The organism is Paenibacillus sp. ACRRY, assembly GCF_022346995.1.
Classification (GTDB): domain Bacteria; phylum Bacillota; class Bacilli; order Paenibacillales; family Paenibacillaceae; genus Paenibacillus.
In genome coordinates, this window is sequence record NZ_JAKRNM010000004.1 from 432,391 (window position 1) to 448,027 (window position 15,637).

The 15,637-nt window shown below is 48.9% G+C and carries 15 protein-coding genes and 1 pseudogene; 13 read left to right on the forward strand and 3 right to left on the reverse strand.

What is annotated here, in order from left to right:
* Window positions 1–210: 210 nt before the first annotated feature.
* A pseudogene (locus MH144_RS17895) lies at window positions 211–746 on the forward strand (GNAT family N-acetyltransferase).
* Between the two features lie 115 nt (window positions 747–861).
* On the opposite strand, the gene MH144_RS17900 reads toward MH144_RS17895, so the two are convergent.
* Window positions 862–1,614, reverse strand: a complete 753-nt coding sequence (locus tag MH144_RS17900; protein WP_239302631.1) for a leucine-rich repeat domain-containing protein — start codon at window positions 1,612–1,614, stop codon at window positions 862–864.
* 187 nt (window positions 1,615–1,801) lie between these two features.
* Here MH144_RS17900 and MH144_RS17905 point away from each other — a divergent pair, with 187 nt between their 5' ends.
* From MH144_RS17905 to MH144_RS17930, 6 genes are all read left to right on the forward strand, one after another.
* Window positions 1,802–2,032, forward strand: a complete 231-nt coding sequence (locus tag MH144_RS17905) for a hypothetical protein (RefSeq protein ID WP_239302632.1) — start codon at window positions 1,802–1,804, stop codon at window positions 2,030–2,032.
* A gap of 310 nt (window positions 2,033–2,342) precedes the next feature.
* The gene (locus MH144_RS17910; protein ID WP_239302633.1) at window positions 2,343–3,986 is read left to right on the forward strand and encodes an ABC transporter substrate-binding protein; all 1,644 of its coding nucleotides are present in this window, start codon (window positions 2,343–2,345) and stop codon (window positions 3,984–3,986) included.
* Window positions 3,987–4,028: 42 nt separating this feature from the next.
* Window positions 4,029–5,024 carry an ABC transporter permease gene (locus tag MH144_RS17915; protein WP_239302634.1) on the forward strand — a complete coding sequence of 332 codons (996 nt, stop codon included), beginning with the start codon at window positions 4,029–4,031 and terminating at the stop codon, window positions 5,022–5,024.
* The gene (locus tag MH144_RS17920; protein ID WP_239302635.1) at window positions 5,021–6,004 is read left to right on the forward strand and encodes an ABC transporter permease; all 984 of its coding nucleotides are present in this window, start codon (window positions 5,021–5,023) and stop codon (window positions 6,002–6,004) included. Before MH144_RS17915 ends, MH144_RS17920 begins: the two co-directional genes overlap by 4 nt.
* A gap of 2 nt (window positions 6,005–6,006) precedes the next feature.
* Complete coding sequence (locus tag MH144_RS17925) at window positions 6,007–6,960, forward strand: ABC transporter ATP-binding protein (protein ID WP_239302636.1); 954 nt, start codon at window positions 6,007–6,009, stop codon at window positions 6,958–6,960.
* Window positions 6,950–7,552 (forward strand): ABC transporter ATP-binding protein, encoded by a 603-nt coding sequence (locus MH144_RS17930; RefSeq protein ID WP_239302637.1) that lies wholly within the window; start codon window positions 6,950–6,952, stop codon window positions 7,550–7,552. Before MH144_RS17925 ends, MH144_RS17930 begins: the two co-directional genes overlap by 11 nt.
* Before the next feature lie 59 nt (window positions 7,553–7,611).
* On the opposite strand, the gene MH144_RS17935 is transcribed toward MH144_RS17930, so the two are convergent.
* The gene (locus tag MH144_RS17935; protein WP_239302638.1) at window positions 7,612–8,802 is read right to left on the reverse strand and encodes a MalY/PatB family protein; all 1,191 of its coding nucleotides are present in this window, start codon (window positions 8,800–8,802) and stop codon (window positions 7,612–7,614) included.
* A gap of 319 nt (window positions 8,803–9,121) precedes the next feature.
* A complete protein-coding gene (locus MH144_RS17940; RefSeq protein WP_239302639.1) occupies window positions 9,122–11,119 on the reverse strand; it encodes an alpha/beta hydrolase family protein in 1,998 nt (665 codons plus the stop codon).
* Window positions 11,120–11,446: 327 nt separating this feature from the next.
* Between MH144_RS17940 and MH144_RS17945 the strand changes: the two genes are divergently transcribed.
* From MH144_RS17945 to MH144_RS17970, 6 genes are all read left to right on the forward strand, one after another.
* A complete protein-coding gene (locus MH144_RS17945; RefSeq protein WP_239302640.1) occupies window positions 11,447–12,007 on the forward strand; it encodes an STM3941 family protein in 561 nt (186 codons plus the stop codon).
* Between the two features lie 36 nt (window positions 12,008–12,043).
* Entirely contained in the window at window positions 12,044–12,913 is an 870-nt protein-coding gene (locus MH144_RS17950; protein WP_275440164.1) for an aldo/keto reductase, read from the forward strand.
* A gap of 214 nt (window positions 12,914–13,127) precedes the next feature.
* Window positions 13,128–13,544 carry a GntR family transcriptional regulator gene (locus tag MH144_RS17955; RefSeq protein ID WP_239302641.1) on the forward strand — a complete coding sequence of 139 codons (417 nt, stop codon included), beginning with the start codon at window positions 13,128–13,130 and terminating at the stop codon, window positions 13,542–13,544.
* Window positions 13,537–14,235: an ABC transporter ATP-binding protein gene (locus MH144_RS17960; protein WP_239302642.1), complete on the forward strand. Its 699-nt coding sequence runs from the start codon at window positions 13,537–13,539 to the stop codon at window positions 14,233–14,235. The genes MH144_RS17955 and MH144_RS17960 overlap by 8 nt, the downstream gene beginning before the upstream one ends.
* On the forward strand, window positions 14,232–14,972 hold the full coding sequence (locus tag MH144_RS17965; RefSeq protein ID WP_239302643.1) for a hypothetical protein: 741 nt from the start codon (window positions 14,232–14,234) through the stop codon (window positions 14,970–14,972). The genes MH144_RS17960 and MH144_RS17965 overlap by 4 nt, the downstream gene beginning before the upstream one ends.
* Window positions 14,973–15,147: 175 nt before the next feature.
* On the forward strand, window positions 15,148–15,636 hold the full coding sequence (locus MH144_RS17970) for an LURP-one-related/scramblase family protein (protein WP_239302644.1): 489 nt from the start codon (window positions 15,148–15,150) through the stop codon (window positions 15,634–15,636).
* Window position 15,637: the final 1 nt, after the last annotated feature.

The window sequence follows — 15,637 nt, forward strand, 5'->3', positions numbered from 1 at the left end:
TAACTGAAAAGCTCACTTTCGCAATTTTGTTTTGCAGAGAAGTTGGGCTTTTTAATTTGTAAAGGTCAGGATCATTTTAGATTCGACGAGGTTACATTTTTGAGTTTGAATAGTACATATGCTATCATTTACATCACCTTTATGCTCGATTGATAGCGGAGCTTAACGCTCAATAATCTACACAAATATTTATAAAAGGAGTGGCTTGCTATGAGAAGCGTCAACATACATATTAGGGATATTTCCGTTGATGATGCTGCCGGACTACTCCAGTTGCAGCAAGAAAACCGTGATTTTTTTGAAAGCTATGCACCGACACGCACCGACGATTTTTATACGATGGAAGGACAGGTTAAGCGTATTCAAAGGCAGGCCGAAGATAGAAAAAATGACCAGGCATATAATTTTGGAATCTTTACAAACACCGATCATATGTTAGTGGGGACGGTAAGCCTCTTCCACGTGATGCGTGGCCCTCTTCAAAGTGCATATATCGGATATGACTTAGATCAAAAAAACAATGGTAGAGGCTATACGACTGAGGCTGTTCGGTTAGTCGTTGACCATGGCTTCAATACATTGAAATTACATAGAATTGAAGCAGGAGTAATGACGCATAATATTGCTTCAATTCGAGTGCTTGAGAAAGTTGGCTTTCAAAAAGAAGGCATTGCTCGTCAGAATGTTCATATCAATGGAAACTGGGAGGATATCAGATCCTCGCGATTCTTAACCCACACAGTTAGTTCTTTTGCCATGCACAAATAAGGCCGTTAATGTATAACGGCCTCATTTGTGCTGTATGAAGAGTGAGTTATTAATTTTTCATTAATGAAATTTCTCAGACTTAGTTTATTTTGACTAATCCACTTCATCGATCTCCAGACTTACAACTACTCCGTTCTTCTCTAAATTTTTCACGACCTGCTCCGCATGCTCATTCAGCGGGTTATTACCCAGATATACCTCGGTTAAATGAGGAATCGTTTCAAGCACAGCAATATCCTGAATGAGGTTATCTTGCAGATAAAGATATTGTAAAGTTGGATGATTCTGTAAAGGTGTCAAATCCTGGATCCGATTATGGTCCATAATGATCCATTCAAGATTCGTCTTCTGAAGTGGTCTTAAGTCCGATACCTGGTTGCCGCTGGCAAGCAAACTTGTAAGATTGCGTAAATTTTTCATAGGTTCTAGACTTCTTATTTGGTTATCACTAATCAATAAACTTTCCAAATTGCGTAATCCTGAAAGAGGAGATAGATCTGTAATTTGATTGCCATCTAATGCCAATAGGTTTATTTTTGTCAGCTTGGAGAGTGGTTTTATATTTTTGATTTTATGGCCAGGTAGGACTAATTCCACGATGTTAACTGCATATTCAAGTCCTTGCAGACTTGAAATCTTACGTTTTGCATCCATTGAATATAAGGATTTTAATTTCTTCAAATGGCTTGCTTTCAGTTCTTTTTTACCCGATAGCTTCAAATCTGTTCGAATGACTTGTGCCAAAACGGGATCCTTAACGACTGAGGCTGCCAAAATTGTTGTTGTCGGTATTACTAAAAGCATCAAACACATTACGATTAAACTTTTTACGAATTGATTAGGCATAGTAAACTCCTTAAAATTAGTATCTGGATTCGTTTTCTGTGATCGGTGATCTCAACTATGTATGATTCACTGCGCTCTCCTTATATGATTTAATAATATAAATATACCATGATTTGGAACATGTTACCTTGTTATATTATCATAATAATAGCTAGAATCCATTGTACAAAAAAGGGAGTGCAGGCACATGGCTGAAGAACCGTTTATCTTTCTAGCGGGTATACTATGTTTTTTCGCTCCAATCTACTTTAGAAGATCAATGATGTCTATTCAAATGATTGCAGGAGTTATTCTATTCTGTTGTATTCTAATTTTTCACGAAGATACCCAAGTTAAATTGATTTATCTATTAGCTTTTGTTTGGGTATTTGGTTCAATTAGTGCATTAAGTGTATCCGCAGATAAGTCAACAAAGTAGTTATTCACAATTCCATAGCCCACGTTTTGAGAGTAGACTGCTGGTTCATCACCAACAGTCTTTTTTGTTGTCACCTATTCTCACTTATTGATTCGAGAAACTTAAAAACGCCAAAAAAATTATCTGGATTCCTTTATAAATGAAAATATATGGATTTTGAAGTTAACTTTATTGACACGTAATTTTGTTATTGTGCTACAATTGCTAAAAATAGTAACACGAATATGAACTGGAACGAATCTGGTTGGGAGAATTGCTGCATTTTTAGAGGAGAGAAAGTGGTCCATTTCAAAAGGGGGAAAAGGGAAACATGCACGGGATTTCATGGAAAAAACGTTCAAGTCAGGCAGGGCTTAGTCTTTTACTGTTGTGTGCAGTAGGGCTCGCAGGATGTACGCAAGGTGCTTCATCGGTTCAAGAGAGCCAGGCACTTGCAGCTTCTCACCCGAGGGATGAACTGGTGCTTGCGGTAGGGACAGAGCCGGAAGGCGGGTTCGATCCGACAACAGGCTGGGGGCAGTACGGTTCGCCGCTTTTTCAGAGTACTCTGCTGAAAAGAGATGCCAAGCTGCATCTGGTCAATGACCTGGCAACAGACCATTCTGTCAGTGAAGACGGCCTCACATGGACCGTTTCGCTGCGGGATGACGTGAAGTTTTCGGATGGTGAACCGCTGACGGCGGAAGATGTTAAGTTCACATTTGAAACGGCGTCCAGCAGCGGATCGGTTATCGATTTGACAAATATGGCCGAAGTGCAGGCTCCCGATTCAACAACGGTCGTCTTTACATTGAAATCGCCTCAGTCCACGTTTATCAGTATCCTGACTACACTTGGAATTGTGCCTGAACATGCCTATGGATCCGATTATGCTGAGCATCCTGTCGGCTCCGGTCCTTACAAGCTAGTGCAGTGGGATAAGGGACAACAGGCCATCGTGGAAGCAAACGAGCAATACTACGGTCAAAAGTCTGCATTCCGCAAACTGACATTTCTCTACCTGGACGAGGATGCAGCCTTTGCGGCAGCCCAAGCGGGATCAGTCGATATTGCAGCCATTCCCGCCGCATTCAGCAAGCAGGAGGTAAGCGGCATGACGCTGGAATCGGTGAAAACCGTGGATAACCGGGGAATCATGTTTCCGATGCAACCTGCGGGCGGTACTTCCGCTGACGGTTTCCCCGCAGGAAACGATGTGACGTCCGACCTGGCCATTCGCCAAGCGGTGAACGTGGCCATTGACCGCAATGCATTGGTTGAAGGCGTGCTGGAGGGCCATGGTCGTCCTGCATACTCGGTCAGTGATGATCTGCCTTGGGGGAATCCGGACGCTGTATTCGCAGATGCGGACGTTCAAGAAGCCCAGCGAATACTGACGGCTGGCGGCTGGACAGATACAGACGGTGATGGGGTGGTGGAAAAAAACGGTATGGAAGCCGAGTTCAACCTGCTCTATTTTGCAGGAGATCTGACCAGACAATCCATTGCCCTTGCTGCAGCGGATATGGCGGCCCAGGCTGGCATCAAAATCAATGTGGAAGGCAAGAGCCGAGAAGAGACGAAAAAGCAGGCTTACGCCAATGCCGTGTTATTCGGATGGGGAAGTCATGACCCGCTGGAAACCTACAATCTGTACAGCAGCACGCACAAGGGGGAGGGATACTACAATGTGGGGCTGTATTCCAATCCGGCGGTGGATGGCTGGATGCAGCAAGCTCTCCAAGCTACGAGTGAAGAGGAAGCTCTTCCGTTCTGGCAGAAGGCAGAGTGGGACGGGACGACAGGATTCAGTTATCAGGGCGACGCCCCTTGGGCATGGCTGGTGAATATTGATCACCTGTATTTGGTCAAAGATGGACTGAACATTGGTGAACAACAGATTCACCCGCATGGTCATGGCTGGCCGGTGACATCCAATCTGGAGGAATGGTCCTGGGATGATAACTCGAAGTAGGCAATGCAGTGCCAGTTCTGACCGACATTGAGGAGAGATGGTATGACAGGCATTCTTGGATGGGGAAGGTTTATTGGGGTGAAGCTGTTGCGACTCCTATCTCTGCTGGCAGGAGTCAGCGTGGTGGCTTTTATATTGATGCAGTTCTCGCCCGTGGACCCGATCGAGGCCTACATCGGGGGAGACATGATCAGAGTGAGTGCCGAGCAGCGAAGTCTGATTGAAGAACGGTGGGGATTGAATGACCCGCCTGCCCAGCGTCTATTCACCTGGGGACAGGCATTGCTCCAGGGTGATCTGGGAACGTCGATGATCTACAGACAGCCGGTTGCGGATATCATTCAGGAACGATTCCTGAATTCTGCTGCGCTTATGGCGGTGGCATGGATTTTATCCGGTGTGATTGGCTTCAGTCTGGGCGCGGTCGCAGCAATGAAACGGGAATCCGTGCTGGATCGCTTGATCTGTTGGTATTGCTATACGCTGGCTTCCACGCCGGTATTCTGGATGGCCTTGCTGCTGCTTATGGTGTTCGGCGTATGGCTCGGCTGGCTTCCGGTTGGCTTGGGTGTTCCTGCAGGGATGGCAGCTGATCAGGTGACATGGACAGATCGAGCCATGCATATGGTTCTTCCTGCATTAACCCTGAGTCTGACTGGTGTAGCAGCCATTGCCCTGCATACCCGCCAGAAGCTGCTGGATGTGCTGGACTCGGACTATATACTCTTCGCCAGAGCAAGGGGCGAACGAGGCGTGCAGCTGTTTCGCAGGCATGGATTCAGACATGTCGTGCTGCCCGCGTTAACGCTGCAGTTTGCTTCATTCAGTGAATTGTTTGGAGGAGCTGTTCTTGCAGAACAGGTTTTTTCTTATCCGGGGTTGGGGCAGGCCACCGTGCAGGCTGGACTACGGGGGGATGTACCGCTGCTGCTCGGGCTTGTCCTGTGCAGCACGATCTTTGTTTTTACCGGCAATCTGCTGGCAGACATTCTCTATCGGTTCATTGATCCGCGGATGAAGGAGGAACTGTTAACATGAAGCAGGAAATGAAGCAGTCCTCCAGACCCATTCGTGCTGTACCGCGGCTGCGGACAGGGGGATCTGATGAAGCGGAGAAGCGGAATGACGGTAAACCGTGGAGGCGTCAAGCTGGATTGTCTCCAGGGGGTTCTCGTTTTGAGAAGCAGCGGAGGAGCTATGCAAACCCGCACAAACGAGCCCTGATCTGGGGGAGTCTGGCACTCGGCTGGATTGTTATCGTATGGCTGGCAGGGTTCGTGCTCCCCGCAGAATCCACGCTAACTTCGTTGAAAAACCGGAATTTGGCCCCGTTATGGGCACATCCCTTCGGCACGGACTGGTTGGGACGGGACATGTTCATGCGTACGCTGAAGGGATTGACGACCAGCATTCAGGTTGGTTTGCTTGCCGCGTGCGGAGGAGGGATCGTGGCGCTAATGCTCGGTTTGATTGCTGCTTCAGGAAAGCTTGCCGACAGGGTGGTTTCATGGTTAATCGATCTGTTCTTGAGTGTACCTCATCTGGTATCACTCGTGATGCTGGCCTTTGTCTTCGGTGGAGGCCTGGCTGGTGTTGCGGCTGCCATCGCACTGACCCACTGGCCGAATCTGGCCCGGGTTGTTCGTGCGGAGATGATTCAGCTGAAATCGGCAGATTATATTCATATTTCCCGCAGGCTGGGCCAATCCCGGTTTCGGATTGCTACACAGCACATGCTTCCTCACTTGGTTCCACAGTTGTTCGTGGGTACATTGCTGATCTTCCCTCATGCCATTCTGCATGAGGCTGCAATTACGTTTCTGGGGCTCGGGCTGTCGCCGCAGCAGCCGGCCATTGGGATTATTTTGTCAGAGTCGATGAGATATCTGTCCGCAGGCATGTGGTGGCTTGCCTTTTTCCCGGGGCTGGCACTGTTATTGGTCGTTCGTGCCTTTGATGTGCTCGGGAACAGTTTGAAAGTGTTGACAGGGACAGGTAGTTCAAGGGAGGGAGGATAACCATGGCTCTTCTTGAAGTAAAAGGGGTCTCCGTTTCATTCAGACGAGCTCGTGGCTGGTTTGCATATGAGGAGAGTGAGGTCATTCAGGATCTGGATCTGACCGTGAACGAAGGCGAGATTGTAGCTGTCGTAGGTGCAAGTGGATCTGGTAAAAGCGTGCTGGCACAAGCGATCATGGGCATCCTTCCTGCCAGTGCCAGACTTGAGGGACAGATCTGTTATGCTGAGGAGCCGCTGACGAGAGAGCGGCAGCTTCGTCTGCGCGGAGATGAACTGGTGTACATTCCCCAATCGGTTACTCACCTGGACCCGCTGCTCAAGGTAGGTAAGCAGATCCAGCCAGTTCACCGGAAGCCCGGTGAGCGCCGGGTATCATCCAGGTTGCAGATGGTTAAAGCAGAGAGGGAACTGACGGATCGTTATCAATTGCCCCAGGGAACCAGCAAGAAGTATCCATATGAACTCTCCGGAGGCATGGCTCGGCGGGTACTCATGGCAACGGCGACTTCCGGTGAGCCCAAGCTGATTATTGCCGATGAGCCGACACCGGGAATCCATCCGGAAGTGCTGGCAGACACGATGAAGCAATTTCGGGAAATGGCTGACCGAGGTGCAGGGATACTGTGGATTACCCATGATATTGCCTCGGCGCTGACCGCAGCAGATCGAATCGCTGTATTCTATGCGGGTTCCTGTGTGGAGATCGCGCAGGTCATCGATTTTGCAGGCATAGGAGATGGATTGAGACATCCTTATACACGTGCACTGTGGAATGCTTTGCCGCAAAATGGTTTCCAGCCCATCCTGGGCTCTCAGCCGTTGGCGAATCAGCGGAAGGGAAGCGGTTGTCCGTTTGCACCCCGCTGTACTGCTGCGACATCTGCATGTACAGATCAACATCCTGAATTGAGGAAGCTGCGAGGCGGAGAGGTGAGGTGTGTTCATGCCACTTGAAGCACGGAATGCCGGTTACGGATACGACAAGAACCATTGGATATTTCGGGAGTTGAACCTGAAGCTGGAGCAGGGACAAGTCGTCGGATTGTGGGGACCCAGTGGATGTGGCAAAACGAGCCTGGGACGCATCCTGGCAGGGTATGCTGAACCTATGGCAGGAGAAGTGCTGATGGACGGCAAGCCACTTCCCCGAGCTGGAGCCTGTCCGGTTCAACTTGTATTTCAGCACCCGGAAAAAGCAGTCAACCCACGCTGGCGAATGCGCCGTATATTACATGAAGCTGAGATGACGGAGCATCCGATTCTGAATGCTCTGGGTATTCAGCCTGAATGGCTAGATCGCAGACCGGGTGAATTGTCTGGTGGGGAGCTGCAGCGCTTCTGCGTGGCCCGCGCACTGGGCAAGGAAACGCGTTACCTGATTGCCGATGAGATGACAACAATGCTGGATGCCATCACACAGGCCCAAATCTGGCATACTGTAATGGATACGGCTCGTGAGCGTAATTTGGGGCTGCTTGTGATCAGTCATGATCTTGACCTGCTGAATAAACTTTGTGACCGAATCATTCCCATGCCTGTATCCTAGCTGTAAAATAAGCCATCTTCCTTCGACTTGATCAAGGAAGATGGCTTATTTTATAGGTATTAGTTTTGTTTGTTCAATTGATTCACCATCACGGAAAGTCTGCGCATGGCTTCTTCAACCGTGGACCGTGGACAGGCTACATTCATGCGCATGTATCCCGTGCCTTCCGATCCGAAGACGGTGCCGTCATTGAAGGCAAGACCTGCTTCGTTCAGGAGCAGTCGTACAAGTTCTTCCTGGGGAACACCAAGCTTGTTGAAGTCCATCCAGAGCAGATAGGTCGCTTCAGGCAAATCAATGCCTACATCAGGCATGTGTTTCGCGACATACTCCTGAACGTATTCCATATTTCCCCGGATATAGGCGAGGCAGTCATCCAGCCATTGTTCGGCTCCGTTGTAGGCAGCCTCGGCTGCAATGGCGCCCAGTGTGCTGATGCTGGCAAGGCCCATCGTTTTAACGCCCTGGGTAAAGGATTCGCGCAAGCTGGCGTTTGGAATAATGATGTTGGATGTACACAGACCGGGAATATTAAATGTTTTGCTTGGTGCGGTACAGATGATGCTCAGATCGGCAATGGCCTCCGAAACCTGGGACAGTGGAATATGCGTGCCACGTTCGTGCACAAGATCGGCATGGATTTCGTCCGAGACCACAAGTACATTATATTGCACGCACAGCGCAGCAAGGCCTTCAAGCTCCTCGCGAGACCATACACGTCCAACGGGATTATGAGGGCTGCAAAGGATAAGCATCTTCACTCGGCCTGTCTGCAGGCAGGATTCCAGATGTTCCAGATCCATGGAATAGCGTCCGTCTTCGAAACGGAGGGGATTCGTCATCAATTCTCTGTCCTGGCCACGTACCACTTCGTAAAAGGGGGCATAGACCGGAGTTTGAATCACAACAGCATCACCCGGTGCCGTAAAACGTTGAACGGCAATGCTTAGGGCTGGAACAATCCCAGGTGTAAACACAACCCAATCATCGTTGATTTTCCAGTTGTGGCGGCGTTCCATCCATCCTCTTAGCGCTTCGTGATATGCATCCGTACGCATGGTATAACCGAAAATGCCATGTTCCATCCGTGTCTGCAATGCCTCAATGACAGATGGTGGTGCGGCAAAGTCCATATCAGCGACCCACATAGGCAGCGCATCGGCCACGCCAAAGATCTCCTCCAGTGCGTCCCATTTCTCCGAACCGGTAGAGAGACGATTAATCGGCTCATCAAATGTGTTTTTCTTCATTATTAGGTTCCCCCTTCTAATCCGTTCATTCGACCACAATCGACAGATAATTATCTAATAAATTTGTTATTTTCGCAACTCTTGACCTGATTCTAAACTCCCTACGGTATGGTCCAAATTCATTGGATTTATTCACCTGAGCATTACATCAATACTGACCTATGTAGCATTTCTTCTCTTTCAACTCTATCCACTGTACAGAAGCTGCTATTCGGCTAAAGGGTTTATTTCACACAAAAAAACCACCGCAGCGCCATCTTCCCGATGACTTCCTTCCTGCGATGGTTGTATCTTCACTCGGCTTGTCCCATGAAATAACTTATAAGTGCTCGTTGAACCATCTGGCGATGTGCTCCAGACGTCTCACTCTCAGATGAGGGTGACCGCCTCTGGAAAGTTCATGATTAGCTCCGGGGAAACGAACGAGACGGGTCGTTTGTCTGCGGCGCTTCAGGGCAATATACAATTGCTCAGCTTGTTCAATCGGACAACGAAGGTCCTGTTCACCATGTAGGATCAGCAGGGGCGTATTTATTTTCCCGACGTAAGCCAGAGGAGAGTGTTTCCATAATAGTTCCGTATCCTCCCACGCATTGCCGCCAATCTGATCTTCGGTGAAAAAATATCCAATGTCGCTGACACCGTAAAAGGAGAGCCAGTTGGAGATGGACCGCTGCGTGACGGCTGCCTTGAACCGGTCTGTATGTCCAACAATCCAGTTGGTCATGAAGCCCCCATAGCTGCCTCCGGTGACGCCCAAGCGGGTTTCATCAATGAACTCATAGGTGGACAAGGCATAATCAACGGTCTCCATAAGGTCACGGTAATCTCCACCGCCGTAGTCACCACGACAGGCATTCACGAACTGTTGTCCATAACCCAAACCACCACGTGGGTTGGTATAGACGACGGCGTAGCCCTGCGCAGCAAGCATCTGGAATTCATGCATAAAGGTAAAGCCATACATCATGTGAGGACCGCCATGAATCTCAAGAATGGTTGGGATTTTGACGCCATCTACCATGCCGATTGGTTTCATAATCCACCCCTGCAGCTGCAGGCCATCCGAGGTATCAAACCAGAACGTTTCCGGTACACTGAGCCGGATCTCTCCTTGCAGTTCTGGATTGCTGTGAGTCAGCTGGATGGACTCGGCTCCGTGATCATCCGGCTTGGGATACCAAAAGAGATCTCCTGGGCTTTGCGTGTCGGCAGCGGCGGCAACCATTTCACCATTCTCCAGTTCCGCAAACTGATAAAACTCTTTCTCCGCAGGCAATACATACTCCGCTTGACTGCCATCCAGAGCAACACGTGCGATTCGGACGCTGCCATGAACGGTAGCCAAACAGAGAATGGAAGAGCCATCGCGAGTGAATAATGGCCCCGTTGTCGTCAGATGGGCGCGCATATCTCCGACGATACTATGATTCATCTGTACGTCCCAGTCACGGGTCAGGCACAGCGGTTGACCACCCGAGATCGGGAGCGTGTAGAGCTTCACGAGAGTGGCATTTCCGTAAGAGCGATCACTTGCAAGCAGGGCTAGGGATTGTCCATCCGGTGCATAAGCCAGTCGACTGAAGGTGAATCCTTCCGGAGTCAGCTGCTGTATATCAGATCCGTCTGTTTTGGCTAGGTACACATGATTGGTCAGTGCATAATCGTTATGCTCCTCGCCCGCTTCCGGCAGCTGGGCAATCCAGGCAATGGACGCTCCGTCAGGTGACCATGCATAATCACCGACGTCGAAATGGCCTGAGGTAACTGGAGCGGCTTCACCGCCGTCAACCGAGATTCGGAAGAGGTGAGAGCGTCTGCCATTCCATAATCCTCCGCCGTCCGATTTCATGCGAATTCGATCAACAACAAGTTCTTGCGGCAGTTTGTTGTCTGGATTGGATTCGTCTTCTGCTTCACTGTGCATATCGACAGAGGATTTCACAAGTAACGCCTGGCCATCCGGAGACCAGACGAGGGAACTTGCTCCGTGTTTCAGCTGGCTGACTTGTCGTGCTTCTCCGCCATCTGAGGCAATGATCCAGACTTGTGTTTTTCCCTCATGCTCCCGCAAAAAGGCAAGCTGTGACCCGTCCGGCGACCAGGAGGGCGAGTGATCCTTGTCACCGGAGGTAAATACCCTGTCCTTCTGACTTTCCAGATGAAGGAGTCTCAGGTGAGAAGAGTAACCGTCCCGGTTGTCATTCGTCTTCCGACTTACATATACCAGCTGTTCGCCTCCAGGAGACGGGGTTGGATCATTCACCCATGTAATCTGATAAAGATCTTCCGATGTGATGCCACGCAGACTGTGCATTGATTATCCTCCCACCTTGTTTTACAAGTGTAATTTCCTAACCTTTCCATTTATATTAAAGGAAAGCAGGGGGGAGGACAACATGCTTCTTCACGAATAAAGATTGCTGCTCTGCAGATATCGTACCCAGGAGGAATTACTGAACGTATGGCGAATCCTAATGGTTGAATTGTCATGAACGGGATGAAGTGGGGCCGGATTGTCCTGTTTGAAGTGGGTTTGTTTTGGTTAATAACCTATGTGTTTTCTGTCTGTTAACATTACTGCTCTTATATAGAAGGTATAAATCATTGCCTATTTCACTCGAATTAAAGGAGGAGCACGAGATTGTCGACATCCTATGAACAACAGCATGTGGAATATCCGAGCCGTAAACGAATGGCATGGCTTGCGGCCGGAGCTGCACTTTTTGTGGCGGCCGGATTTTTTTTGATGTTCAGCGATTCTTCAGATACAGGGGATTCTGTCATTTCCGCGGTTGTAGGTCTGGTTTCCGTCCTGTTTTTTGGACTCTGTCTTGCATACAGCTTGGTGAAGATCATCAAGAAGGAACCTTCCTTTGTCGTCAATGAGCAAGGATTCGTGGACTCCTCCTCGTATACGTCGGGAGGCTTCATTCCGTGGAAAGATGTAGAGAACATTTTTATGTATGAGTTGATGGGGCAGACCATGATCGGAGTTAAACTAAAGGATGAGCAAGCCTTCCTGGATCGTCAGACCGGAGTGAAGCGCAAGCTGATGACTGTGAATACACAGATGGTGGATGCTACGGTGAATATTGCCCAGAGCAGTCTGTCGTTGCCGCTGGAACAGCTGTATATCATGATGGTGGGACGATGGAAGCGTGCGAGTGAAGTATACAAGCCAGGCCAGCACGACAAGCCATGATTTCGAAATACGTCATAAGAATAGGAGGAATGCAAAATGGCAACACATGGAGAAAAGATGCGTACAGTTCTGCTGCCTGACGGCACGTCCCTGCCTGCCATAGGACAAGGCACATGGTACATGGGAGTAGACCGTTCAGCCCGTGCACAAGAGGTAAGAGCATTGCGTAACGGGATTGAACTTGGCATGACAGTGATTGATACGGCAGAGATGTATGCTGAAGGCGGGGCGGAAGAAGTCACCGGAGAAGCGATAGCGGACTGCCGGGATGATGTTTTTCTGGTCTCCAAGGTCTATCCGCATCATGCAGATCGCAAACAGATGGTGACAGCCTGTGAGAACAGTCTCCGGCGTCTGGGTACAGACCGGTTGGATCTATATCTGCTGCATTGGCGGGGAAGCGTACCTCTGCAAGAGACGGTTCAAGCATTGGAAGAGCTGAAGCAAGCGGGTAAAATCTTGCGCTGGGGCGTGTCCAATCTGGACACGGAGGACATGCAGGAGCTATGGAATATTCCGGCTGGCCAGCATTGCGCCGTAAATCAGGTATTGTATCATGCTACATCGCGCGGTATTGAGATGGACCTGCTGCCCTGGCTCCGGGAAAGGCATGTTCCCATCATGGCGTACTGCCCGCTCGCTCAGGGAGGCAGGCTGCGTACCGAGCTGCTGGAGCATCCGGTTATACGCGACATTGCTGCAGACCGCGGAGTGAGCACATCACAGATTGCGTTATCGTGGGTTATCCGGGATGGGGATGTGCTTGCGATTCCCAAAGCTGTGCAGTTGTCTCATGTGGCAGAGAATGCCGCAGCCATGGATATTGTTTTAACAAGTGAAGAAGTGGAACGGTTAAATAAAGCCTTCCCGGCACCAGCAGGTAAAGTTCCTCTGGATGTTGTATAAATTGGCGTAGTGGTGTACCAGGCTGGTTCACCAATTAGCTTGGTTGAAGATAGAGCAGATCTTATATGATCTGCTCTTTTTTTATTTTGGCCCATAGTCATAGGACATCCATGTGGAATTGCAGCATAAGGATAGAAATAAATAGGCTTTACAACAACATAGCACTAGTGTACTATGTAACTAACACACCGGTACAGAGAGGAGCGAGTGCTTTGTGGCTATGGAATTCGATAACAACTTACCTATATACCTGCAGATTATGCAGTACATCAAGAAACAGATTGTAACAGGCACACTGAAGGCAGGCGATAAGATTCCTTCGGTCCGGGAATTGGCGGCTGAGCTGCAGATTAATCCCAACACGGTACAACGGACATTTCAGGAATTGGAGCGGGAAGAAGTGGTCGAAACGAAACGGGGTCTGGGCAGATATGTCACAAGTGAGGAGTCGAAAATAATGACCATCAAAAAAGAAATGGCGGGAGAACTGCTGGAGCGTTTTTTGACAGGCATGCAGGAGCTCGGGATTGAAGAACAGGATATTGTTACGATCGTTGCGGATGCCATTGCTGGAGGTCAGTCGTCACAGCACAGTCATGAACAGGGGAAGGGAGGAGCAGGGCATGAGTAACATCCTTGAATTGAATCACATCAGTAAAATGTACGGCGGCAAGCGGGCACTAAGCGATGTTACGCTTACGGTTGCGCCAGGCAGGATTGTCGGGCTTCTTGGCAGCAACGGCAGCGGCAAGAGTACCTTGATGAAGCTTGCTGCCGGATTGCTGCATCCTTCAAGTGGGACCATTCAGATCACGGGTAAACCGGTTGGGCTTGAGACCAAATCGCTCGTTTCCTTCATGCCGGATCGTCCATTGACCGAGAAATGGATGAAGGTTCGTGATGCGATTGCATACTACCGGGATTTTTATGCTGATTTTGATGAGGCAAAGGCCAGGGAAATGCTTGATTTTATGAAGCTCGCTGAGGGTGACAAGGTAAGACACTTATCCAAAGGCATGAATGAAAGACTTCAACTAACACTGGCTCTTTCCCGCAAGGCTCGCCTGTATTTGCTGGATGAACCGATCGGCGGTGTTGACCCCGTTGCCCGCGGCAAAATTCTGGATGCCATCGTAAAATTCTATGACGAAGACAGCAGTCTGATGATTTCAACACATCTGGTGACCGATATTGAACGGATTTTTGATGAAGTCATTTTCATCCGTGAGGGCGAGAAAGTGATGCAGGAAGAGGTTGAGACGCTTCGTCTGAAATACGGTAAAAGTGTGGATGAAATGTTCAAGGAGGTGTATGCGGAATGATGACATTGTTGAAATATGACTTTAGAAGGAATTGGAATATCCTGTTGGCAGGGCTGGTTGTATTGATCATCGTTCAGATCGGTCTGGCATTGTTCATGTCCGAGGTGGCAGGGCTAATTATTGGTATTATTGCTTATGCGGGGGCAGGTGTAGCCATCTATGTGAGAATGATTAAGACATACTGGTCCAACATCCGTGCGTACAATCGTCGTCTCGTACCCGTAACAGGACTGTCTCACCTATTGTCTCCGCTAATATTTGGTACACTGTGTGGGCTGGGGCTAACAGCAGTTGCCATCATTCATTATTTCCTCTATGTTGCCACGAATGCAAGAATGCACTTTCTTAGCTACATCCATCTTTCGGGTATTCATCTTTCGGATTGGCTTACTCTGCTGTTGTTTATTTGGTGGGTTGCCATCTTTATGACCATCATGATTTTTCTCTCCATATCCATTGGAGGCAGCTTCAGGTGGAAAGCAGGCCCGTGGATTAGTATCGTCTCATTCTTCGTGCTGACCAATCTGATCAGTTGGCTGGAGAATGTCATTCTTGCTGGTCGTTTCAACCCGAACGAGTTGTTCCAGTTTACTCAAGAGAGTACAGGGATCACACTTACAGCGAATGGAGTTTTGTGGTCAGATGGAAGGCTGGGGAGTATCCTATTTGAGATTATTGTGGCAGTAATTATGGTTGGAGTGGCTGTATATCTGAATAATAAAAAAGTAGAGGTTTAGCAGCATACTTCGGGGCGATATGAACCACACGGGCGATCAAGATCGTCCGTTTTTTTATGGCTGGAATACTAAGAATTCGACAAGTTGTGAAGCCATTTCCAATTTACATACGTAAATACATATATAGTGTGGACTTTACCGGGCAGGTTTAATTTCAGCAAAAGGGGAGGATGTTATGGAACTCTACTTCAGAGATAACTTTTTCAACGCAGGATACACCGAAATTATGGACGGGAATCAGGAGCAGGCCGGACATCTGGATCTGAAAAGTCTATTCGGATCTTCACTAGATGTGTTTGGTCCAGCGGGACTGATCTGCAGCGGTCGTTTTGGGATGTTAAGCAATCGCTGGGATGTCACTTCAGCGGATGGAGGACATCTTGGGGTCCTCCGAGCCAGAATGAGCTTTTTTAGTAAACGATACGAATACGATGCTGGACCGCGAGGAATCTATGAAGTATCTGCACCGGCATTTTCCCAGGAATATGATGTTACCGGAATGGGCGGCAGAATTGTGGCTAGCTTCAGGCGCACGAGCGGCTGGTTCAGTTCAGGAGCTTTTGTATTGAGTAACGAATCGGATCAGCTGGATACCTATGAATTGATTGCTGTCGTTATGGGTGTGCATGCCATCAACAAAAGACGAAACTCCGCTGCCACATAGC

What these genes read in the sequence shown, in the direction of transcription:
- MH144_RS17900 (WP_239302631.1), bottom strand. Translation starts at nt 1,614, where the DNA reads ATGCCTAATCAATTCGTAAAAAGTTTAATCGTAATGTGTTTGATGCTT.
- MH144_RS17905 (WP_239302632.1), top strand. Translation starts at nt 1,802, where the DNA reads ATGGCTGAAGAACCGTTTATCTTTCTAGCGGGTATACTATGTTTTTTC.
- MH144_RS17910 (WP_239302633.1), top strand. Translation starts at nt 2,343, where the DNA reads ATGCACGGGATTTCATGGAAAAAACGTTCAAGTCAGGCAGGGCTTAGT.
- MH144_RS17915 (WP_239302634.1), top strand. Translation starts at nt 4,029, where the DNA reads ATGACAGGCATTCTTGGATGGGGAAGGTTTATTGGGGTGAAGCTGTTG.
- MH144_RS17920 (WP_239302635.1), top strand. Translation starts at nt 5,021, where the DNA reads ATGAAGCAGGAAATGAAGCAGTCCTCCAGACCCATTCGTGCTGTACCG.
- MH144_RS17925 (WP_239302636.1), top strand. Translation starts at nt 6,007, where the DNA reads ATGGCTCTTCTTGAAGTAAAAGGGGTCTCCGTTTCATTCAGACGAGCT.
- MH144_RS17930 (WP_239302637.1), top strand. Translation starts at nt 6,950, where the DNA reads ATGCCACTTGAAGCACGGAATGCCGGTTACGGATACGACAAGAACCAT.
- MH144_RS17935 (WP_239302638.1), bottom strand. Translation starts at nt 8,802, where the DNA reads ATGAAGAAAAACACATTTGATGAGCCGATTAATCGTCTCTCTACCGGT.
- MH144_RS17940 (WP_239302639.1), bottom strand. Translation starts at nt 11,119, where the DNA reads ATGCACAGTCTGCGTGGCATCACATCGGAAGATCTTTATCAGATTACA.
- MH144_RS17950 (WP_275440164.1), top strand. Translation starts at nt 12,044, where the DNA reads ATGGCAACACATGGAGAAAAGATGCGTACAGTTCTGCTGCCTGACGGC.
- MH144_RS17960 (WP_239302642.1), top strand. Translation starts at nt 13,537, where the DNA reads ATGAGTAACATCCTTGAATTGAATCACATCAGTAAAATGTACGGCGGC.
- MH144_RS17965 (WP_239302643.1), top strand. Translation starts at nt 14,232, where the DNA reads ATGATGACATTGTTGAAATATGACTTTAGAAGGAATTGGAATATCCTG.
- MH144_RS17970 (WP_239302644.1), top strand. Translation starts at nt 15,148, where the DNA reads ATGGAACTCTACTTCAGAGATAACTTTTTCAACGCAGGATACACCGAA.